This is a genomic window from Clostridium paraputrificum AGR2156 (assembly GCF_000424025.1).
Taxonomy (GTDB): Bacteria; Bacillota; Clostridia; order Clostridiales; family Clostridiaceae; genus Clostridium; species Clostridium paraputrificum.
Genome location: NZ_KE384122.1, coordinates 507669 through 529054 on the forward strand (window position 1 = coordinate 507669; position 21386 = coordinate 529054).

A 21386-nucleotide genomic window follows, 5' to 3' on the forward strand; every position below is an offset into this window, starting at 1 on the left:
TTGACAAAAAGTCAAGTAAATACCATTACATAATTTACTTGTTGTTAGTAGTATGAAGTGGTTATATAATTGATTATAAGGTCTTTTAATGGGGGGATATTGTGGAAACTAGTGGATATATTGTGGAATATGGAAAGTGTTATATTTTTCCTAAAAATAAGATGATAATAGTAAGTAAATCATATGAAAGAAGCTTGTGTAAAGAAGATATTACCAATGAAATTTATGGTGATATGGGTAAATCTGTATTAGAAGAAGATTCAACTTATATTAAGGCAGTGGAGTATGCTTTAGATGAGTACTTTGAAAATGAGTTTGACTTGATAATTGGTATTAAGGACAAGGAAAGTAACACATATGATATGAAATTACAGGAAGAGTGCATAAATAAAAATTTTTTGTATAGAAGTTATATAAAAAATGGATATACCTTTAAAAGTATAGACTGTGTAAAAAAGTATGTTAATAAATGTAAAGAGAAAAATGAGCTTGTTAAGTTTGATAGGATTACCTTAAAAATAATAATAACAACAAGCTTTGGAGATAGGCTTGCAGAATTTGTACAAGCACTAGGAAATGCATCTTCATTAGATGGAAATGAAAATAGAAAAAAAGATGTATTTAAAAGTGAAATCATTAAGAACTCCTTTGCAAATATTAAATATAGCAGCATAGATTTTAAAAGCTTAATGGAAGAATTAATGGAGTGGGAAAGTTACAATTTTCAGTGGAATGGTTATTTTGGGGAAATAATGAAATTATGTAATAAAACTGGATTTAGGTTTGAAGAGGACAAAGAAGCATATAAATTAAGAGATTATATTATAGCCTTTATTCAGAGTAAAAACTTTCTTTTTATACCTTGTATGAAGAAATATAAAAAGGACTTATATTTAGATTTAAACAATAATAGATACATATATAATAATGAAAGTAAGGGATTTCATAAGGTATTATCAAAGGAAAGTAGTTTTCTTTTTGAATCCTCAAAGATTAATAGTAAAGAAATTATATTTCATGAAGATTTGGAAGTAGGATATTTGCTTTATTATATTGAGGACAAGGTGTATATTTCATTAGGTCGATATGATTCCCTAAGTAAGAGAGTTACAGTAATAGATATAAATGATAAGATTTTAAATGAATTTATCAGTTTTATAAATAAATTTATAGAACTTGAAGAAGATAAATTGAGGATATAAGGGTAAAAAAGAAATCGCTTTGCGGTTTCTTTTTTTATTCTTTATAAAACTATAAAGAAATTAGAATAATTTATAAATAAATAAAGAAAATAGTATTAGAGAAAGGAAGGGTAAAATGGGTAGAAGAAAAAAACATTATAAACTATTTATTGCAATTCTCCCTCTAATACTAATGCTTATAGGAGTTGGAGCTTATATTTACTTTTCAAAGGATATAGGAGTAGTTACAGCATCTACAGAAGAAGATATGGTGTATGAAGGAAGTGTAGATAAAGCTGGAGATCTGTTAAATTCTGGCGATGAAGTAATTGTTAATTTAAAGATAAAAAACATAACAAATAATAAAAAAGAAAAAATAGAGGGTAAGTTAATTTGTGATGGTGAAAGTAAACCTTTAGGAAAAAGTAATTTTTCAATAGATACCTTGGAGCCAAATGAAGAGGGGAATGTTCAATGGAAGGTAAAATGTAAAAGTGGAGGTACAAGGTTTATAGTACAAGTTAAGGAACCTAATAAAGGCTTGAAGAATATAAAACTAGGTGGAATTACAGTTGGTGGTAAGGGATGGTTCATGGGGGATAATCATACTCATTCTAACTATTCTGATGGTAATGGGAGTGTAGCAGAAAATATATGGGCTATGAGAAGCGCTGGATTAAATTATATGACAATGACTGATCATAATAATAGCAATGGATATGAGGAATCAAAAAGTGCTAAAGGTAATGGAGAAATAATTATAAAAGGAAATGAATATACTACATCTTCAGGTCATGCAGTTTTAATGAATGTGAAGGATAATAAAAATTATAGCTCTTTATCTAAAGATAATTTAATTAAAGAGCTTGGAAATTATAATACTTTAATTTATGCTGCTCATCCTTTTGATAGCAGGTTAAGTTGGAAGTTTCCTGATTATAATGGGGTGAATGGAATTGAAGTGTGGAATGGCTGTAGGGGGCCAAAAAATAAATATAATAATGATGCATTTATTCAATGGGATAAATTAAATACAGAAGGAAAGCATCTTTATGGAGTTGCAGAAACAGATGCTCATTACCCAGTTGATATAGGGAAGGTATACTTAAAAACATATTCAGAAAGTTTCACTGAAGAAGGTATAATTGAAGCCCAAAAGAAGGGACATATGTATGGAACTAATGGACCTTCATTAGAGATTAAGGTAAATAATGCTATGATGGGGGATGACTACAAAGTAAGTTCCATGGGAGAAGTTATAAAGGTTAATTTAAAAGGTGAATATTATAATGGTATTTCTAAAGTTAGATTAATAAGAAATGGTGAAGTGATTTCTGAAAAAAATATTAATGATAATACTTTTGAAATGGTAGAAAGAGTAAGGGTAGTACCAGGAGATTTTATCAGAATGGAAGTAGAAGGAAAAGAAGAAGAAGGACAGTCTTTATTAACTGAAGTTGGAGTTAGGAATACAGCTCCATTTGCATTTTCAAATCCTATTTTTATCATTGAAAAATAAGAATATATTTATGAGAATAGGTTAACATAAATACGAAATTAGTTATATGGAGGAATGAGAAATGAATAAAAATAGTTCTATAAAATGTTCAGTACAAGAATGCAAGTATAATGCAGTAGATGAAAATTATTGTACACTTGATGAAATAAAGGTAGGAACACATGAACAACACCCTAAAGTTCCACAATGTACAGATTGTGAATCATTTGAATTAAGATAATAATTAAAAGACTAGAGAAAATACTTCTCTAGTCTTTTTAATTATTATTAGATTATAAGAATAATTCTTTTACTATATTTAATTAATTTATATGTAAAATATTCGGAGAATATGAATTTATTGAATAAATCTAATTTGGTAGGAAACAATAAGCTAGAAAAATAAAAAATAGAGGTGATAATAATGTTTGAACATAAAAAACAATTATTACATGAAGTGAAAGTAGAAAGACCTAATCCACAATATGCAGTGTTAATGCAAGAGCAATTAGGAGGAGGCAATGGAGAACTTAAGGCGGCAATGCAATATATTTCTCAAAGTTTTAGAATAAAGAACCCTGAAATTAAAGATTTATTTCTAGATATTGGAGCTGAAGAATTAAGTCATATGGAAATGGTCGCGCAAACTATAAATTTACTGAATGGACATGATGTGAATAATAGCGAAGTTACCAATGGTGAAATTCAAACACATGTACAATGTGGATTATCTCCAGTACTAATTAATTCATCTGGAGCACCATGGACAGCAGATTATGTAACCGTTACTGGCGATTTGGTTGCTGATTTATTATCTAATATAGCCTCAGAGCAAAGAGCTAAGGTGGTTTATGAATATTTATATCGTCAGATAGATGATAAGGAAGTAAGAGCAACTATAGATTTTCTTCTTAATAGAGAAGAAGCGCATAATGCTTTATTTAGAGAAGCACTTAATAAAGTTCAAAAAACAGGTTCTAATAAAGATTTTGGAGTAACAGAGGATTCTAAATTATATTTCAATTTATCAAATCCAGGGCCAGAACATAGTGCACCAAATCCAACACCACCATCTTTTGAAAATCCAAGACAATAATTTAGTTCAAAATAAAATATATAAAGGTAGGTATAAAAATGAGAAAACTTTCAGAAATTGAAAAAATATCTTTAGCAGCAGCTTTAAAAATGGAAACTGATGGATTAATTATGCAAAGAGCAATAAATTCTTTAATTTCAGATGAAGATTTAAGAAGACAATCAGAAACCAGTATTTTAGCAGCAGAAGGAAGAATTAAAGGTATACAACAATTTATTAATGAAAATAATATATTAGATATTAAAGGGGAATAATGATATGAAGAATATGATAGGAAATTTAATAAAAAATAATGTTGATCTAAAGGATTCTATTATAGCGGCAAGTATGCTTTCAGCAGCTAAAGAAGCAGCAGACATGTATCTTAATTCTACATTAACAAGTAGTACACCCGAGCTAAGAGCTATATATTCAGCATCAATGGGACAAATCGTTGAAGGTCATACAGCACTTACAGAACTAAGTATCAGTAAGAACTGGATTAAACCATATAGTGCACCTGTTGAACAATTAACTTGTTCTTATGATGAATCAAAAAAAGTTATTGGTAACAATAAGTAGTATCATAAGTAATAAGATAAATAAAACACTGTGTTTTGGTATAAAAAAATAATTAGTAGAGCATAAAATGCTCTACTAATTATTTTTAGGACATTAATTATTTAAGTCCATTTTCATATTGTTCTACCATTCTTTTAACCATTTCTCCACCAACACTTCCATTTTGTTTAGAAGTAAGGTTTCCTTTATCGGTATTTTCATAATCTTGTAGTCCAAAGCTTGAAGCTATTTCATTTCTTAATGAATTTAGTCCTTTCTTTGCTTCTGGAACTAAGTTTCTGTTACCACTATTGTTTGAAGACATATCTGCATCCTCCTTATAATTTAATATATTTGCACAAATATTGTACAATCTTATATTAACCAAATATGAAAAAAGTAAACTAGAAATAAATATCTATTATGTAAATATAAATCTATAATTCCTAATTTAATTATTATGTAGAAAAATTGTAGATTAATTAAAGCATTAATTTTAATAATTCATGTATTTATATTAAGAATTAGTAAAGAGGGAGTTTTTATAAAAAAAATAAATTATTGAACTATATGCTAGACAGAAATATTAGTTAGATAGTATAATAAATGTGTGTCTTAAATTGCTAATTAAGTAAAAATACAGCAGGTTGATATAAATGTACTTGCTGTATTTTTTTGTTTAATGTATAAGAAAGTATAAAATTTTAATTAGATATAACTCAAAGATATTGTGGACTAGATAAAAAGCTAGCAGGTAGAAATAAATCTACTTACTAGCTTTTACTTTCTTATAATAAAACTACATTTTTTCGTGGAATGTTCTGTTTATTACATCAAGTTGTTGTTCTCTTGTTAACTTGATGAAGTTAACTGCATATCCTGAAACTCTAATAGTTAATTGAGGATATAATTCTGGATGTTCCATAGCATCAAGTAATGTTTCTCTATTAAATACATTAACATTTAGATGGTGAGCATCTTGTCCAAAATATCCATCCATCATGCAACTTAAGTTGTTTATTCTATCTTCAGGAGTCTTTCCTAAAGCATCTGGCACGATTGAGAATGTGTTAGAGATACCATCTTGAGAATGTTCATATGGAAGCTTAGCAACTGAGTTTAAAGATGCTAATGATCCTGAATTATCTCTTCCGTGCATTGGGTTAGCACCTGGAGCAAATGGTTCTCCCTTCTTTCTACCACATGGAGTAGTTCCTGTCTTCTTACCATAGACAACATTTGAAGTTATAGTTAAGATAGATTGAGTGTGGTATGCATTTCTGTAAGTCTTGTTTTGTCTGATTTTGTTCATCATGTTTTCAACAAGGTATACAGCTATATCATCAACTCTATCATCATCGTTTCCGTATTTAGGGAAGTCGCCTTCAACTTCAAAGTCTACAGCAATTCCATTTTCATCTCTTATAGGCTTAACCTTAGCGTATTTAATAGCAGAAAGTGAGTCAGCACATACTGAAAGTCCTGCTATACCACAAGCCATTGTTCTAAATACATCTCTATCATGTAAAGCCATTTGTAAGCTTTCATAAGAGTATTTATCGTGCATATAGTGGATAACATTTAATGTGTTAACATAAAGGTTAGCTAACCAATCTGTCATTTGTTCAAATCTATCCATTACTTCATCATATTCTAAGTATTCAGAAGTTATTGGAGCTAATTTAGGTCCAACTTGCATTCCTAGCTTTTCATCTTTACCACCGTTTATAGCATAAAGAAGAGTCTTAGCTAAGTTAACTCTAGCACCGAAGAATTGCATTTGCTTACCAACTTTCATTGCAGATACGCAACAAGCTATAGCATAGTCATCTCCCCAGTAAGTAGTCATTAAATCATCGTTTTCGTATTGAACAGAGCTTGTATCAATAGAAACCTTTGAACAGAAGTCCTTAAATGCTTTAGGAAGTCTTGTTGACCATAGAACTGTTAAGTTTGGTTCTGGTGAAGGTCCTAAAGTGTAAAGTGTATTAAGTATTCTAAATGAGTTCTTAGTAACTAAAGATCTTCCGTCTAATCCCATACCAGCAATTGATTCAGTTACCCAAGTTGGATCTCCTGAGAATAAATCGTTATATTCAGGAGTTCTTAAGAATTTAACTAATCTTAACTTCATTACGAAGTGATCCATTAATTCTTGAGCTTCTTTTTCTGTTATAACACCATTTCTTAAATCTCTTTCTATGTATATATCTAAGAAAGTAGAAGTTCTACCAAGTGACATTGCAGCACCATTTTGTTGTTTTATAGCTGCAAGGTAACCAAAGTATAACCATTGGATAGCTTCTTGAGCATTAGCAGCTGGTCTAGATATATCATATCCATATGAAGCAGCCATTTCTTTTAATTCTTTAAGTGCAACTATTTGATCAGATATTTCTTCTCTTAATCTAATTATATCTTCATCAATAGTTCCTACTTCAAGGCTTAATTTTTGTTCGTTTTTATCTTCTATAAGTCTATCAACACCGTATAAAGCAACTCTTCTATAGTCACCTATGATTCTTCCTCTACCATAAGCATCTGGAAGTCCTGTAACTATACCAGCTTTTCTAGCTAATCTCATATCTGTAGTATAAGCATCGAAAACACCTTGGTTATGAGTTTTTCTATACTTTGTAAATATTTCAGTTATTAAAGGGTCTATTTCATATCCATAAGCTTTAGCTGCATTTTCAGCCATTCTTATACCACCTTCTGGCATAACAGCTCTCTTAAGTGGTGCATCAGTTTGTACACCAACTATTTTTTCTAAAGCTTCATTTATATATCCAGGTTTGTAAGCGTTGATTTTAGATATAGTCTTTGTATCGATATCTAACATTCCGCCATTTTCTCTTTCTTGTTTGCTTAGTTCGCAAACTACATCCCATAATTTAGTTGTTTCTTCTGTAGCACCTTCAAGGAAACTAGCATCACCTGTATATTCAGTGTAGTTAGTTTGGATGAAGTTTCTAACATCGATATGTTTTGTCCAACGACCTTCGTTGAAGCTTGTCCATTGTTCTTTAATCATTTAGTCCACCTCATTGTCTTTTTGTAAACGTTAGATAATTAGATTGTAAATTATTTAACAAGTTGAATATATCATAGAAGTATATATAAAGACAATAGAAAATTCTAGAGTTTAAATATTCTAAATATTTGAAAGAGTGAGATTAGGTAAGAATATTAAAAGTATTTCATAAATATTCATGGATGGTTTTGAATGAAAGTGATTGACTTTGAATTATTTGAGGGGTAATATTTAGATGAAGGAAGTGTTGAAAATGTTAACAGAAGAAAGATTTCAAAAAATTTTAGGGGTTTTAAATGAGAAAAAAGCAGTTACAGTCAGTGAACTGGTAAACTTGTTAAATACCTCTGAATCAACAATAAGAAGGGATTTAAATGCCTTATCAAATTTGGGTAAGTTAAATAAGGTTCATGGTGGAGCAGTAGGTATTGATAAAAATTTAACAACGGAAGAAAAAGACGTCAAAACCAAGCATGATTTAAATAGAGAAGATAAGACAAGTATTGCAAAATTTTCTGCTTCCTTAATAGAAAAAGGAGACTTTGTATATATTGATGCGGGAACTACTACTGAAATTTTAGCTGAATGCATTGAAGAAAAGGAAGCAACTTATGTTACTAATGGTATTGTGCATGCTAAAAAACTTATTGAAAAGGGATGTACAGTTTATATATTAGGGGGAGAACTTAAGTTATCAACAGAGGCAATTATAGGGGTAGAAGCTATAAAAAGTTTAAAAAAGTATAATTTTACCAAAGCCTTCTTTGGATCTAATGGAGTAAGTATAGAATCAGGATTTACTACACCAGATGTTAAAGAGGGGCTTGTTAAGGAAGAGGCTATAAATAGAAGTAAAGTATCTTACGTATTAGTTGATAATAGTAAGTTTAATAAGATATTTCCAATAACATTTGCAGAAATAAATAGAGCAAAAATAATAACTAAGGAAATAGGAGAGAATAAATTTAAAGATTATACAGAAATATTGGAGGTATAAAAATGATATACACAGTGACTTTTAATCCCTCACTGGATTATGTAGTTAAAGTTAATGATTTAAAGTTGGGGAGAGTTAATAGGACAGAAGAAGAAGATGTGTATCCAGGTGGAAAAGGCATAAATGTATCTATAGTATTAAAGAACTTAGGGTATGATAGTTCTGCTTTAGGTTTTATAGCTGGCTTTACTGGGGATGAAATTGAAAGAAGAGTAACAGAATTTGGCTGTAAATCAGACTTTATTAAGTTAAATGATGGATTGTCTAGAATAAATGTAAAGATTAAGTCTAAGGAAGAAAGTGAGATTAATGGTGGAGGGCCACATATTAATGAAGATGCACTAAATTCTTTATATAACATTCTAGATAACTTAAATAATGATGACATATTAGTCTTAGCAGGAAGTATACCTAAGTCTCTTCCAGAAGACATATATGAAAAAATTATGGAAAGACTACAAAAGAAAGAAATTAAAATTATAGTAGATGCAACAAAAGACTTATTAGTAAATGTACTAAAGTATAAACCATTTTTAATTAAGCCTAATAATCATGAGCTTGGAGAAATATTTAATGTAGAGTTAAAAACTGATGAAGAAATAATTGAATATGCTAAAAAGCTACAGAATAAAGGAGCAAGAAATGTACTTATATCCATGGCTGGAGATGGAGCAATTTTCATATCAGAAAGTGGAGAAATTATAAAGAGTGGGGTGCCAAAGGGAAAAGTTAAAAATTCTGTTGGTGCAGGAGATTCAATGGTAGCTGGATTTATTGCAGGATATTTAAAGAATTATAATTTTAATGAAGCCTTTAAAATGGGAGTAGCCACTGGCAGTGCTACAGCCTTTTCAGAAGGATTAGCAACAAAAGATGAAGTACTAAAATTATTAAATAAAATTTAGTTTTTAGGAGGAGTAAAAATGCGTATTACTGATTTGTTAAGTAGTAATTCAATAGAGTTAGATGTAAAAGTATCAAACAAACAAGAGGCTATTGATAAGCTTGTTGAATTAATGAATAATTCAGGGAAGTTAAATGACAAAGAAGAGTATAAAAAGGCCGTTTTATCAAGAGAAGAATTAAGTACAACAGGAATAGGGGATGGAATAGCTATTCCTCATGCTAAAACAACAGCAGTTAAAAATGCGGGATTAAGTTCTATGGTAGTTAGGGATGGAGTAGATTATGATTCTTTAGATGGTGAACCAGCTCATCTTTTCTTTATGATTGCAGCTCCAGATGGTGAAAATAATCTTCATTTAGAGGTGTTAGCAAGACTATCTACTATTTTAATGGATGAAGAATTTAGGAAAAAACTTATAAATGCTGAAAGCAAGGAAGAGTTTTTAAAGCTTATAGATCAAAAGGAAACAGAAAAGTTTGATGAACCAGTAGAAGATAAAAAGGAAGATAAAAATGGATATAGAGTCTTAGCAGTAACAGCATGTCCTACTGGAATAGCACATACTTATATGGCAGCAGAAAGCTTAGAAAATAAAGCTAAAGATATGGGGATTTCTATAAAGGTTGAAACAAATGGTTCTGGTGGAGCTAAAAATGTTTTAACAGATGAAGAGATAAAAAATGCAGATTGTATAATAATTGCTGCTGATAAAAATGTTTATATGGATAGATTTAATGGGAAAAGAGTAATTCAGACTAAAGTGGCAAATGGAATTCACAAGGCAGAGGAACTTATAAATGAAGCAGTTAGTGGGAAGGCGCCTATATATCATGCCTCAGGTGAAAAGTCTGAAGGTGGAGCGTCTGATATAGAGAAAGAAGGAATAGGACATAAAGTTTATAAGCACTTAATGAATGGTGTTTCTCATATGTTACCATTTGTAATAGGTGGAGGTATTCTTATAGCATTATCATTTTTAGTTGACTCAAGAGCAGCAGGAACTCCACAATTTGGAACAAGTACAGAATTCGCAGCTTTCTTTAACTCAGTAGGAAATTTAGCATTTGGGTTTATGTTACCTATACTTGCTGGATATATTGCAATGTCTATTGGTGATAGACCAGCATTAGCAGTAGGTTTTGTTGGGGGAGTTATAGCTAAAGATGGTGGCTCTGGTTTCTTAGGTGCATTACTTGCAGGGTTTATAGCTGGTTATTTAGTTGTGGGATTAAAGAAAATATTTGATAAGTTACCAGATAGCTTAGAGGGATTAAAACCAGTTTTATTATATCCTTTCTTTGGAATATTGCTTATTGGAGCTATACTAATATTTATTGTAAACCCACCAGTGGCTGCTCTTAATGGTGGTATAACTAATTTATTAAATAGCATGGGATCTACAAGTAAGGTTCTTTTAGGATTAGTTTTAGGTGGTATGATGGCTATAGATATGGGGGGGCCATTTAATAAGGCAGCATATGTATTTGGAACAGCTTCCTTAGCAACTGGCAATAACGACATTATGGCTGCTGTTATGATAGGTGGTATGGTTCCACCATTAGCAATAGCTTTAGCTACAACTTTCTTTAAGAATAAATTTACATCAAGAGAAAGGCAATCAGGTATAACAAATTATATAATGGGAATTTCCTTTATTACAGAAGGTGCAATACCTTTTGCAGCAGCGGATCCATTAAGAGTAATACCTTCATGTGTAATAGGGTCAGCTGTAGCTGGAGGACTATCAATGTTCTTTGGATGTCAAACATTAGCACCGCATGGTGGTTTATTTGTAGTACCAGTTATGACAAATCCATTTATGTTTGTTGTATCCCTTATAATTGGGGCTTTGGTAGGAATGGTTCTATTAGGAGTATTAAAAAAACCATTAGATAGATAATCATTAGAAATAGTTATTGTAAATTTTATTTTGCAATAACTATTTCTTTTTTACTGTCTAGTAAATTATAAAATTTCAATTAGCTATAAATCAAAGGTATTATTACATTTTCATATTAAAAAATATAAAATAAAGGATAGTAATTTTATAATTTCCTTACCTTAAGTACGAAGGGAATAAATATCTATTCTTAAAATAAACTTAAAAGTTAAGAGTTATATTGCTTTTTGTTATATAGTATAATATACTGCATATAAAGATAAAAAATATTATATAAGGGGAGATTATTATGTCAAAAAACTACTTTATTAAGGAAAGACTATTAGCTTTTGGAGCTAAATTCGATGTTTATGATGAAAATAGAAACGAAGCATTTTTAGTAGAGGCTGATAAATTTGATATAGGGAAGAATATAAATATCTATACACCAGATAAAACAAGTAAATTAATGTATTTTAGGCAACAGCTAAGAATTGGCGCACATAAATATAAGGTATATGATTCAAATGGTATGGAAATAGCAACAATAGAAAAGGAATTTATGGTGCCTAGATATAATATATCAGGGAGTCTTGGTAGATTTGTAATGAGTTGTGATTCTGCAATTTTAGGTAGAAATTATACAGTTGAAAAAGATGGATTTAAAATTGGTGAAATAAATAAAGAGTGGACATTTGGAAGAGATAGATATACTTTAAAGGTAATAGATGAAGATTATACTGTATTTTTAGTTGGGTTATTAATTATGGTAGATATGGTAAGGTTTCATTCAGATAACTAGAAGAAAGGGTGATTATTAATAATCATCCTTTTTTAAATACAAAATTTATATAATTAAAAAATATTATAAAAACATCTAATCTATTGTCAAATAATATCTAATAGTGTTAAAATAATAACATTAATAAAGTGACTAAATCATTTTATTAAGTGGAATATTTATATAGAGAGTATTAATAAGAATATAAAGAATATAAGATTTCCAGAGCATAACACTCCTAAGGAAGAAATTCTAAGGGATTATGCCTGAATTACATTGTTAATTCGCAGGGTAATATTCGAAAGGGTATTATCTCCACGTTTTTGGGAAGGAAATAAGTTTTTGATTTTAAATAGAAATATTTAAAGCTTATTACTTATGCCCAAAAATGCATTAAGTAATAAGCTTTTTTTAGATACTAGGAAATTAAAAAATTAGGAGTGAGAGTATGATTACCTTAGAAGAGGCTCAAGGGCTTTTGTTAAAAGAAACAAAGGTAAATGATATAGAAGAAGTAAATATTTTTAATAGTCTTGGAAGGGTTTTAGCAGAGGATATTTTATCACCTATAGATAGTCCTCCTTTTAATAAATCGCCTCTTGATGGATATGCTGTTATAGCTAAAAGTTTAGAGGGAGTATCAAAGGAAAATCCAAGAATTTTAAAGGTAATAGATAAAGTGTTTGCAGGAGAGGTATCTTGTAAGAAGGTTGGAGATGGTGAAGCTATTAGGATAATGACAGGAGCTAAAATTCCAAAGGGAGCAGACTGTATAGTAAAGCAAGAAGATACAGAGGCTTTAAACGAAAATGAAGTGAGAATTTTTGTATCACATAAAGCTTATGACAATTTTATTTATCAAGGTGAAGATTTCAAAAGAGGAATTAAGATAATAAATAAAGATAAGTTCTTAGCTTCATCAATAATAACTGCCATTGCCTCTTTGGGTATCAGTAAGGTTAAAGTTTATAAGAAGCCTATAGTTGGAATAATTACAACAGGTGATGAACTACAAGAACCAGGTGAAGAACTTAAAGAAGGAAAGATATTTAATAGCAATAAAGCCTTTCTTTATACAAGATTGTTAGAACTTGGAGCAGAACCGAGGATTTTTGATATTGCCAAGGATTCTATTGAAGGAATAGTAAGTGTAGTAGAAAAGGCAGAAAAGGAATGCCAAATAATTATTTCTACTGGAGGAGTTTCTGTTGGAGAAAAAGATTTGGTTTTAAGGGCAGTAGAGTCCATAGGATATAGAAGATTATTCTGGAAGATTTCTATGAAGCCAGGTTCTCCTATGTTTAGTGCAGTAAAGAATGGAGTTATATATATAGGTCTTTCTGGTACTCCAGTAGCAGCAGCAACTACCTTTGAGCTAACAGCTAGAAGAGTAATTGCAAAGATGTTAAACTGCAAGGATATTGATATAAGGAAAGTAGAAGGTATTCTTCAAGATGAGTTTAAGAAAAAGTCTCCTAAGAGAAGATTTTTAAGAGTAAGAGTTAGTGAAGACCTTGAAAACAAGGTTTATATAAATAACATTTATCAAAGTCCAGGACAAATAAACACAATGATTAAAAGTAATGCTTTATTAGAAGTTGAAGAAAACAAAACTTTAGAAATTGGAGAAAAGGTTTGGGTTATTAAATAATAAAACTAAGGGATGAAAAAGAGATGAAAGTAAAAACAAGTGCTGTGATTTTAAGTGGTGGTAAAAATTCTAGAATGAATTATAATACAAAGGCCTTTTTATCATTGGATAATGAAAGGTTTATAGAAAGGATAATTAAAAGATTAAATTTAATAGATGATATTATTATCTCTTGTAATAATTTATCCTTGTACCAAGAGTTTTTAGATATATGCAGGTTAGTAGAGGATGAAATTAAAGATATTGGACCAATTGGAGGAATATATTCTACTTTAAAATCTATAAAAAATGATAAAGCATTAATTATTGCTGCAGATATGCCATTTATAAGTGAGTATGTAATCAATTCGCTAATAAATATTGATTTTAAAGGAGATGCACTTATACCTGTAGTAGATGGGAAAGAGCAGCCTTTATGTGGAGTGTATAGAAAGTCAGCTTTAGATAAGATAAAAGAGAACATAGACAATAAGAATTATAAGCTAAAGAGTTTAATAAAAAGCTTAGATGTAACCTACATTTTAATGAATGATGAGCGTGCAATGACAAATGTAAATACTCCTGAGGAATATAGGGAGATACTAAAGGATAGTAAAAAAGGAAGTACAATAATTAATATAGTAGCAAGCTGTTCAAATGTAGGAAAAACAACCTTAATTGAAGGGCTTATAAAGGAACTAAGAAAAAGAGGATACTCCGTTTCAACAATTAAACATGATGTTCATGGATTTGATATGGACAAAGAGGGGAAAGATACTTGGAGACATAGAAAAGCTGGAGCGGAACAGGTATGTATTTCTTCAAAAAATAGATTTGCCATGATAAAAGAAGTGGAAGAAGAATTAGCACTAGATAGTATTATTAATGATATAAGTGAAACTGATTTTATAATTGTAGAAGGTTATAAAAAGAGTAATTTGAGAAAAATTGAAGTGGCAAGAGAAGAAAAAGGAAGAGATATAATTACTCCAAGGGATAAACTTATAGCTGTAGCAAGTGATTTCAATCCATTAATTAATGGAATAGAGTGGGTTGATATAAATAATTACGAGAAATTAGCAGACATAGTTGAAAAAGAAAGATACTTATAAAGGAAGTGTATTTATGTATACAGTAGCAATAGTAACAAGCAGTGATAAAGGCTCAAAAGGTGAAAGAGAGGATAAAAGTGGAGCAGTAATTAGAGAAATAGTTGAAAAATCAGGGTTTCAAGTTAAAAGATACGTTATTTTACCAGATGAAAAAGAACTTTTAAAGGAAGAGTTTATATATTTAGCTGATGAATTAGGAGTTAATTTAGTATTAAGTACAGGGGGAACAGGGTTTTCTCCAAGAGATATAACTCCAGAGGCTACTAAAGAAATAGTTGAAAGAGAAACACCTGGTATTTCAGAAGCTATAAGAATGTTTAGTTTAAACATAACTAAGAGGGCAATGCTTTCAAGAGCTGTATCTGGTATAAGAAAGAAAACTCTTATAGTAAATTTACCAGGAAGTCCAAAGGCATGCAAAGAAGCATTAGATTTTGTTCTTGAAGATATAAAACATGGAATTGACATTTTAAATGAAACAGCTAAGGAATGTGCTAGAAAATAATTTGTTAAAGGATTGAAAAGAAATGAAAAAGGTTTTAAGTATATTTCTTTCACTAGGATTACTTTTTACATTTGTAGGATGTGGAAGTGACAATAAGGAGGCTAAGGAAATTACCATTAGTGCGGCAGCTTCTTTAGAAGATCCAATGAATGAGATAATAAAAAAATATGAAGCTGAAAATTCTAACATAAAGATAAATACAAATTACGGTAGTTCAAGAAGCTTAAGAAAACAAATACAAGAGGGAGGAAAGGTAGATTTGTTTTTATCTGCTAGTAAAGATGAAACAGATGAACTTATATCTATTGGAAGTGTTAAAGAGGATGAAGTTAAAGAATTCTTAACTAATGGTTTAATGCTTGTAAAGAGCGGTGGAAGTAAGGAAGATATAAATTCAATAAAAGACTTACCATCAATAACTGGAAAAATTGCATTAGGTGCAGAAGGAGTACCTATAGGAGATTATTCAAGGGAAGCCCTAAAAAATAGAGGTGTATGGGATAAGATTCAAAGTAATATTGTCTTTTGTAAAGATGCAAAACTAGTATTAAACTATGTGAAAAGTGGAGATGTTGATTATGCTATAGTTTATGCTAATGAAATAAATAACTTAGGTGATGCAAAGCTAGTAGAAAAAATAGATGGAAGTCTTCACGACCCAACTATATATACATTTGCTAATATCAATGTAGAGAATAAAGATGTACAAAACTTTAAAGATTTTATAAACGAAAATATAGATATATTTGAAAAATATAATTTTGAGAGGAAATAAACTTTATGTATGAAGGACCAATAATAATTTCACTAAAAACTTCAATAGTTTCAACTATAATAGTAAGCATTTTAGGAATATTGTTAGCTAATTTGCTATTAAGAAGAGAAGGGAAACTAAAGAATTTTTTTGAAAGTGCAATTATGCTTCCTTTATTTATGCCTCCATCATTAATAGGATATATTTTATTGATGATAATAGGAAAGAGAAGCTTTATTGGATCCTTTTTATATGAGTATTTTGATTTTACATTTATATTTACATGGTATGGAGCAGTAATAGCAGCAGTTATTACCTCCCTGCCAATAATGTATGGAAGTGCAAAAGGTGCTTTATTATCCATAGATGATACTTATAAAGAGGTAGCAGCTGATTTAGGAGCAACTAAATTTCAAACATTTTATAAGGTAACACTTCCATTAGCTTCTAAAGGAATTTTAAGTGGAATGGTTTTAAGCTATGCAAGGTGTTTTGGTGAATTTGGTGCAACAATGATGATAGCTGGTAATATACCAGGAAAAACACAAAATATACCTATGGCAATTTATTATGCTGTAGAAAGAGGGGATTCCTCAAATGCAAATTTTTTTGCTGTGGTAGTGATAATTATAAGCACAACATTAATATTTATATACAACAGGTTATTAAAAGAAAATAAGTAGGTGAGTTTTTGATATGAAAAAAATAAAAACTGTTGATGCAGTAGGTAGAGTACTTTTACATGATATTACTAAAATTGTTCCAGGTGAATTTAAAGGAAGAGCTTTTAAAAAAGGTCATGTAATAAAGGAAGAGGATATAGATGTTTTACTTTCTCTAGGGAAGGATAATATATATGTTTGGGAAGAGACAGAAGGATTAGTTCATGAAAATGATGCAGCTATAATTCTTAAGGATATCTCCTGTGGAGATGGATTAGAATTTGGTGAAATAAAAGAAGGTAAAATAGATTTCTTTGCTTCTTATGATGGGGTATTAAAAATTGATAAAGATGCTCTTTTAGAGCTTAACATGATAGATGATATTATGATGGCAACAATACATAATAATACACCAGTTAAAAAAGGTGAAAAGCTTGGTGGAACAAGAGTTATTCCATTAATGGTTGAAGAAGAAAAACTTAATGAAGCAAAAAAAATAATAGAAAAGCCATTTATAAGTGTTGAAAAGTTTAAAAAGAAAAAAGTTGGTATAGTTACTACAGGAAATGAAGTGTTCTATGGAAGAATTAAGGATGCCTTTGGACCAGTTGTTAAGAGTAAGTTTGAATATTATGGTTCAGAGATACTAGGGCAAGTAATACTGCCTGATGATAAAGAAAAAATTACAGAAGCAATAAAAATGTGGATTGATAAAGGTGCTGATATAGTGGTGTGCAGTGGAGGCATGTCTGTTGATCCAGATGATGTTACGCCATCAGCTATAAAGGATTGTGGAGGAGAAGTAGTAACTTATGGTTCTCCAGTATTACCAGGAGCAATGTTTTTACTTGCTTACCTTGGAGATACTCCTATAATGGGGCTTCCAGGATGTGTAATGTATTCAAAAAGAACAGTATTTGATTTAGTTTTACCTAGAATTTTAATAGATGAAAAATTAACAAAAAGAGATATTGCTTTATACGGTCAAGGTGGATTATGTTTAGACTGCAAAGTTTGTACATTCCCACATTGTTCATTTGGTAAGTAGGAGGAAAATATATGTCAGGTTTAAACCATTTTGATGAAAAAGGAAATGCAGTAATGGTGGATGTTTCAGAAAAGAGTGAAACTAAGAGAGTTGCTGTAGCTAAAGGAAGCATAAAGGTTAGTAAAGAAATAATGAATCTTATAAAAACAGGAAATATAAAAAAAGGTGATGTTCTTGGTGTTTCAAGAGTTGCTGGTATTATGGCAAGTAAACAAACTAGTAATTTAATACCTATGTGTCATCCTTTAATGATAAATGGAGCTAATATAGACTTTGAATTAGATGAAGAAAACAGCAGAGTTATAATATATGGCAGTGTTAAGACAACTGGGAAAACAGGAGTTGAAATGGAAGCACTTACAGCAGTTTCAGTTGCTGCATTAACTATATATGATATGTGTAAAGCGGTAGATAAGAGAATGGTTATTGAAAATATACATCTTGTATCAAAGACAGGTGGTAAAAACGGAGAGTTCCATTTTTAAATAAGAGGTGAATTTTACTTGAAAGATAAGTTTAATAGAGAGATAGATTATTTAAGAATTTCTCTAACAGAGGCATGCAACTTAAGATGTGTATATTGTATGCCTGAGGGAGATGTTTGCTTTAAAAATGATAATGGATTAACAGATGATGAAATAAAGTATTTAATTGATATATTTGGAGATATTGGATTGAAAAAAATTAGATTTACAGGTGGAGAGCCTCTTCTTCGAAAGAATATAGTAGAGTTAGTTTCAAAGGCAAAAGAGAAGGAAATAGGAAAAATTGCATTAACAACTAATGGAGTTCTATTGCCTAAGTACCTTGATGGATTAATTAATGCTGGATTAAATGAAATAAATATAAGTTTAGACTCTTTAAAAGAAGATGTATTTAAGAAAATTACCAGAGGTGGCAACTTAATTAGTGTAGTAGAATCAATAAAAAAAGCTGTAAATAAAGGAATTAAGGTAAAGATAAATGCGGTAATTGTTAAAGGAATAAATGATAATGAGTTTTTAGACTTATGTAAGTTAAGTGTCCACCATAAGCTAGATATAAGATTTATAGAATTAATGCCTATAGGGGAAGGTACTAAATACACTGGAGTAAGTGGTAAAGATTTAGAGAAAATATTAAAGAAAAACTTCAATATAAAAGAAGCAAAAAGTGATAAGGATAATGGACCAGCTTTTTATTATAGAATTGAGGGGGCAGAAGGAAGAGTTGGATTTATATCTGCTTTATCAAATCATTTTTGTGAAAGCTGCAATAGAATAAGAATTACCCCAGATGGTGTACTTAAGCAATGCTTACATTTTAAGAGTGGACTAGATCTTAAAAATATTTTAAGAGAAGATACTACAAGGGAAGAGATTAAAGAAAGAATAAAAGAAACAATATATAATAAGCCCAAAGGACATAGATTTATAGAAGATAGAAAAACAGAAGATGATAGATTCATGTTTCAAATAGGAGGATAATAAAATGGCTAATATAGTTGCAATATGTATAAGTGAGAAAAAAGGTGTAGGTAAGACTCAAATAGAAGAGATTAATTTAATTGAAGAATTTGGTTTGGAAAATGATGCTCACGGTGGAAAATGGCACAGACAAGTTTCTTTATTAGAGAAGGAAAAGATAGAAGATTTTATAGCTAGAGGTGGCAAGGTTAAGTATGGAGATTTTGGTGAAAATTTTGTTACTGAAGGGCTAGATTTAGAAAAAATCCAAGTTGGTGATAAGATTACTATAGGAGATTCACTTTTAGAAATAACTCAAAAGGGTAAACAATGTCATGTTAAGTGTAATATATTTAAGATGGTAGGAGATTGTATAATGCCAAAGAACGGTGTATTTGCAAGGGTTCTTAAGGGTGGTCATGTGAAAATTGGAGAAGAGATACAACTAATAAATGAATAGAAATATATATTAGGAAAACTTTGCTAATGGCAAAGTTTTTTTGTTAATTATTATGATATAATTCATATGGGGGGGATTATAGTGAGAATAAAAAGAGGAATATTTGTAATTATAATTGCGCTTGTATTTTTAATTTCAACTCCAATAGTTTCGTCAGCTAGAGCTGGTGGAGGAGGCGGAGGAGGAAGTTCAGGAGGGGGCGGCGGCGGTGGAAGTCACAGTTCTTCAAGTAGTGGTAATGGAAATAGCAGTAGTCCAATTTCTTCTATTGTAACAATTTCTATATTTGCTTTAGCTTCAAGTGGAGGAATTATTGCATATAAGGTAAGAATCTATAAAAAGAATAGAGTTAGTAAGAAACTAATAAGAGAGTTAGAAAGAATAGATAAAGATTGGAATTATAGTGAATTGAAAAACAGGGTAGAAGAATCCTTTTATAAGATTCAAGAAGCCTGGAGTAAAAGAGATATAGATATAGCAGAAAATTATATTAGTAAAGATTTATATGAACTTCACAGAAGTAAAATTGAATGGATGAAAGTAAGGCATGAGATTAACGTACTTAAGGGCATAAAGTTAATTAGTACACTTCCAATTGGAGTTATTGATTTGGAAGATGAAAGTGAAGATTTAATATGGTTTTATGTAAAAGGAGCTATGGTTGATTATTACATTGATGATAGGAACGGAAGGTATATAAAAGGAAGCAGGAGAAGAGAAAGTTTCGAGGAATACTGGAAGTTTGTAAGAAGCTGGGATACCTGGGTTCTTGATGAAATTAGACAAATTGAGGATGTAGATGAAAGTTTCTTCGAAGCTATAACAGATGGCTCCCAATATGGCTTCAAAAAAGAGGAAGACAATCAAAAGAAATTGTGATGTGACAAAGTTAATAAATATGGGGATAAGTATTTAACTTATAAAAATTGGGAAGTGTGGGATATTTGTTGAATGATATAAGAAAAGTTGATAAAAAAGAAGATTTTATATTGGATAAGTCATTAAGGTTATTTGTAAAAAAAGGATTATTAAATGTAACTTTAGAAAATATAAGTGAAGAGTGTGGATATACTCTAAAAGAAATAAAAAAATATTATAGTGATATTAGTTTGATTATTGATGAGCTTATAAAGAGGGCAACAACAACTAGTAATGAAAGTACTATAGGAGTATTAAATGCTAGAGTACCAACAAAAGTTAAATTTAAAATATTAGTTGAAGGTACTATGGACGGTATAAATAAGAACTATGGGTTAAAGGAAGAGTTTGCTTTCATGCTTATGATTCAAATGGTTGAAGGACAGAACTCTAGAGTTAATTCATATTCTTCAACACCTAATATGGTATTAGCTAAGATAATTGAAGATGGGCAAAGAGAGAATATTTTTATAGATGGAAATCCAAGGCACCTATCTGCAATGTTTTGGAAGTTTTTTCAGGCAATGTGTGTAAACTTAGTAAGATTTGAAGGTGACATTGAAATGCCATCATCAGAAAATATTTGTAGAATACTATTAAAGTAAAAGGAAGCTATTAAAGGTAGCTTCTTTTTTTAATGTCTAGGAAAGTATAAAATTTCAATTGGCTATAACTCAAAGGTATTATTATAATTTCATATTAAAAAAATATAAAATCAAGGATAGTAATTTTATAATTTCCTTACCTTTAGTACGCGTGGGGTGGATATTTGTTTTGATGTGACTTGGAGCGTAGCGACGGAACAAACAAAATAAATATCCACTCCACCTTTTTTATATAAATTAAATCTATATAGACAAAAAAGTGTGAAACTGTGATAAATATCACAGTAATATATATAAAAATTAATTATATTAGTGATAGATGAAAAAAGAAGGT

Annotated in this window: 23 protein-coding genes, 1 pseudogene and 1 riboswitch; of the genes and pseudogenes, 22 read left to right on the plus strand and 2 right to left on the minus strand. The window is 30.1% G+C overall.

Annotated features, from left to right (window positions below; genetic code table 11):
* The first annotated feature begins 101 nt into the window (after positions 1-101).
* From G594_RS0117210 to G594_RS0117235, 6 genes are all read left to right on the plus strand, one after another.
* The gene (locus G594_RS0117210) at positions 102-1202 is read left to right on the plus strand and encodes a hypothetical protein (protein WP_027099683.1); all 1101 of its coding nucleotides are present in this window, start codon (positions 102-104) and stop codon (positions 1200-1202) included.
* Between the two features lie 115 nt (positions 1203-1317).
* Positions 1318-2700: a CehA/McbA family metallohydrolase gene (locus tag G594_RS0117215; RefSeq protein ID WP_027099684.1), complete on the plus strand. Its 1383-nt coding sequence runs from the start codon at positions 1318-1320 to the stop codon at positions 2698-2700.
* 61 nt (positions 2701-2761) lie between these two features.
* A complete protein-coding gene (locus G594_RS19995) occupies positions 2762-2920 on the plus strand; it encodes a DUF1540 domain-containing protein (RefSeq protein WP_065254241.1) in 159 nt (52 codons plus the stop codon).
* A 183-nt stretch (positions 2921-3103) separates the two neighbouring features.
* On the plus strand, positions 3104-3775 hold the full coding sequence (locus tag G594_RS0117225) for a manganese catalase family protein (RefSeq protein ID WP_027099685.1): 672 nt from the start codon (positions 3104-3106) through the stop codon (positions 3773-3775).
* 38 nt (positions 3776-3813) lie between these two features.
* Positions 3814-4029 (plus strand): hypothetical protein, encoded by a 216-nt coding sequence (locus G594_RS0117230; RefSeq protein WP_027099686.1) that lies wholly within the window; start codon positions 3814-3816, stop codon positions 4027-4029.
* 4 nt (positions 4030-4033) lie between these two features.
* A complete protein-coding gene (locus G594_RS0117235; protein WP_027099687.1) occupies positions 4034-4336 on the plus strand; it encodes a spore coat protein in 303 nt (100 codons plus the stop codon).
* A 97-nt stretch (positions 4337-4433) separates the two neighbouring features.
* On the opposite strand, the gene G594_RS0117240 is transcribed toward G594_RS0117235, so the two are convergent.
* Both G594_RS0117240 and pflB read right to left on the minus strand, forming a co-directional pair.
* Entirely contained in the window at positions 4434-4640 is a 207-nt protein-coding gene (locus G594_RS0117240; RefSeq protein ID WP_027099688.1) for an alpha/beta-type small acid-soluble spore protein, read from the minus strand.
* 474 nt (positions 4641-5114) lie between these two features.
* The gene (gene pflB / locus G594_RS0117245; protein WP_034867045.1) at positions 5115-7349 is read right to left on the minus strand and encodes a formate C-acetyltransferase; all 2235 of its coding nucleotides are present in this window, start codon (positions 7347-7349) and stop codon (positions 5115-5117) included.
* A 235-nt stretch (positions 7350-7584) separates the two neighbouring features.
* Here pflB and G594_RS0117250 point away from each other — a divergent pair, with 235 nt between their 5' ends.
* From G594_RS0117250 to G594_RS0117320, 16 genes and pseudogenes are all read left to right on the plus strand, one after another.
* Positions 7585-8346 (plus strand): DeoR/GlpR family DNA-binding transcription regulator, encoded by a 762-nt coding sequence (locus tag G594_RS0117250; protein WP_242829744.1) that lies wholly within the window; start codon positions 7585-7587, stop codon positions 8344-8346.
* Positions 8347-8348: 2 nt separating this feature from the next.
* A complete protein-coding gene (gene pfkB, locus G594_RS0117255; protein WP_027099691.1) occupies positions 8349-9251 on the plus strand; it encodes a 1-phosphofructokinase in 903 nt (300 codons plus the stop codon).
* An 18-nt stretch (positions 9252-9269) separates the two neighbouring features.
* Entirely contained in the window at positions 9270-11153 is a 1884-nt protein-coding gene (locus tag G594_RS0117260; RefSeq protein ID WP_027099692.1) for a PTS fructose transporter subunit IIABC, read from the plus strand.
* Between the two features lie 289 nt (positions 11154-11442).
* The gene (locus G594_RS0117265; protein ID WP_027099693.1) at positions 11443-11934 is read left to right on the plus strand and encodes an LURP-one-related/scramblase family protein; all 492 of its coding nucleotides are present in this window, start codon (positions 11443-11445) and stop codon (positions 11932-11934) included.
* Between the two features lie 187 nt (positions 11935-12121).
* Positions 12122-12263, plus strand: a riboswitch (molybdenum cofactor riboswitch).
* A gap of 98 nt (positions 12264-12361) precedes the next feature.
* Positions 12362-13564, plus strand: a complete 1203-nt coding sequence (locus G594_RS0117270) for a molybdopterin molybdotransferase MoeA (protein ID WP_034867048.1) — start codon at positions 12362-12364, stop codon at positions 13562-13564.
* 23 nt (positions 13565-13587) lie between these two features.
* A pseudogene (locus G594_RS20600) lies at positions 13588-14058 on the plus strand (molybdenum cofactor guanylyltransferase); the annotation flags it as partial.
* A gap of 117 nt (positions 14059-14175) precedes the next feature.
* Entirely contained in the window at positions 14176-14655 is a 480-nt protein-coding gene (mobB, locus tag G594_RS20605; RefSeq protein WP_027099695.1) for a molybdopterin-guanine dinucleotide biosynthesis protein B, read from the plus strand.
* Positions 14656-14668: 13 nt separating this feature from the next.
* Positions 14669-15160: a MogA/MoaB family molybdenum cofactor biosynthesis protein gene (locus tag G594_RS0117280; protein ID WP_027099696.1), complete on the plus strand. Its 492-nt coding sequence runs from the start codon at positions 14669-14671 to the stop codon at positions 15158-15160.
* A gap of 22 nt (positions 15161-15182) precedes the next feature.
* Positions 15183-15935, plus strand: coding sequence for a molybdate ABC transporter substrate-binding protein (gene modA, locus G594_RS19340; protein WP_051196076.1), 753 nt, complete (start codon positions 15183-15185; stop codon positions 15933-15935).
* A 5-nt stretch (positions 15936-15940) separates the two neighbouring features.
* Complete coding sequence (modB, locus tag G594_RS0117290) at positions 15941-16597, plus strand: molybdate ABC transporter permease subunit (RefSeq protein WP_027099697.1); 657 nt, start codon at positions 15941-15943, stop codon at positions 16595-16597.
* A 13-nt stretch (positions 16598-16610) separates the two neighbouring features.
* Entirely contained in the window at positions 16611-17624 is a 1014-nt protein-coding gene (locus tag G594_RS0117295) for a molybdopterin-binding protein (RefSeq protein ID WP_027099698.1), read from the plus strand.
* 11 nt (positions 17625-17635) lie between these two features.
* Positions 17636-18109 carry a cyclic pyranopterin monophosphate synthase MoaC gene (gene moaC / locus G594_RS0117300; RefSeq protein WP_027099699.1) on the plus strand — a complete coding sequence of 158 codons (474 nt, stop codon included), beginning with the start codon at positions 17636-17638 and terminating at the stop codon, positions 18107-18109.
* An 18-nt stretch (positions 18110-18127) separates the two neighbouring features.
* Entirely contained in the window at positions 18128-19090 is a 963-nt protein-coding gene (gene moaA, locus G594_RS0117305) for a GTP 3',8-cyclase MoaA (RefSeq protein ID WP_027099700.1), read from the plus strand.
* A gap of 4 nt (positions 19091-19094) precedes the next feature.
* The gene (locus G594_RS0117310; protein ID WP_027099701.1) at positions 19095-19529 is read left to right on the plus strand and encodes an MOSC domain-containing protein; all 435 of its coding nucleotides are present in this window, start codon (positions 19095-19097) and stop codon (positions 19527-19529) included.
* 81 nt (positions 19530-19610) lie between these two features.
* A complete protein-coding gene (locus tag G594_RS19345) occupies positions 19611-20408 on the plus strand; it encodes a Tim44 domain-containing protein (protein ID WP_051196077.1) in 798 nt (265 codons plus the stop codon).
* Between the two features lie 65 nt (positions 20409-20473).
* On the plus strand, positions 20474-21052 hold the full coding sequence (locus G594_RS0117320) for a TetR/AcrR family transcriptional regulator (protein WP_027099702.1): 579 nt from the start codon (positions 20474-20476) through the stop codon (positions 21050-21052).
* Positions 21053-21386 lie beyond the last annotated feature (334 nt).

What these genes read in the sequence shown, in the direction of transcription:
- modB (WP_027099697.1), top strand. Translation starts at nt 15,941, where the DNA reads ATGTATGAAGGACCAATAATAATTTCACTAAAAACTTCAATAGTTTCA.
- pfkB (WP_027099691.1), top strand. Translation starts at nt 8,349, where the DNA reads ATGATATACACAGTGACTTTTAATCCCTCACTGGATTATGTAGTTAAA.
- G594_RS0117235 (WP_027099687.1), top strand. Translation starts at nt 4,034, where the DNA reads ATGAAGAATATGATAGGAAATTTAATAAAAAATAATGTTGATCTAAAG.
- moaC (WP_027099699.1), top strand. Translation starts at nt 17,636, where the DNA reads ATGTCAGGTTTAAACCATTTTGATGAAAAAGGAAATGCAGTAATGGTG.
- modA (WP_051196076.1), top strand. Translation starts at nt 15,183, where the DNA reads ATGAAAAAGGTTTTAAGTATATTTCTTTCACTAGGATTACTTTTTACA.
- G594_RS19995 (WP_065254241.1), top strand. Translation starts at nt 2,762, where the DNA reads ATGAATAAAAATAGTTCTATAAAATGTTCAGTACAAGAATGCAAGTAT.
- G594_RS0117280 (WP_027099696.1), top strand. Translation starts at nt 14,669, where the DNA reads ATGTATACAGTAGCAATAGTAACAAGCAGTGATAAAGGCTCAAAAGGT.
- G594_RS0117295 (WP_027099698.1), top strand. Translation starts at nt 16,611, where the DNA reads ATGAAAAAAATAAAAACTGTTGATGCAGTAGGTAGAGTACTTTTACAT.
- G594_RS0117225 (WP_027099685.1), top strand. Translation starts at nt 3,104, where the DNA reads ATGTTTGAACATAAAAAACAATTATTACATGAAGTGAAAGTAGAAAGA.
- G594_RS0117215 (WP_027099684.1), top strand. Translation starts at nt 1,318, where the DNA reads ATGGGTAGAAGAAAAAAACATTATAAACTATTTATTGCAATTCTCCCT.
- G594_RS0117270 (WP_034867048.1), top strand. Translation starts at nt 12,362, where the DNA reads ATGATTACCTTAGAAGAGGCTCAAGGGCTTTTGTTAAAAGAAACAAAG.
- G594_RS0117240 (WP_027099688.1), bottom strand. Translation starts at nt 4,640, where the DNA reads ATGTCTTCAAACAATAGTGGTAACAGAAACTTAGTTCCAGAAGCAAAG.
- G594_RS0117230 (WP_027099686.1), top strand. Translation starts at nt 3,814, where the DNA reads ATGAGAAAACTTTCAGAAATTGAAAAAATATCTTTAGCAGCAGCTTTA.
- G594_RS0117265 (WP_027099693.1), top strand. Translation starts at nt 11,443, where the DNA reads ATGTCAAAAAACTACTTTATTAAGGAAAGACTATTAGCTTTTGGAGCT.
- G594_RS0117260 (WP_027099692.1), top strand. Translation starts at nt 9,270, where the DNA reads ATGCGTATTACTGATTTGTTAAGTAGTAATTCAATAGAGTTAGATGTA.
- G594_RS0117310 (WP_027099701.1), top strand. Translation starts at nt 19,095, where the DNA reads ATGGCTAATATAGTTGCAATATGTATAAGTGAGAAAAAAGGTGTAGGT.
- pflB (WP_034867045.1), bottom strand. Translation starts at nt 7,349, where the DNA reads ATGATTAAAGAACAATGGACAAGCTTCAACGAAGGTCGTTGGACAAAA.
- G594_RS0117250 (WP_242829744.1), top strand. Translation starts at nt 7,585, where the DNA reads ATGAAGGAAGTGTTGAAAATGTTAACAGAAGAAAGATTTCAAAAAATT.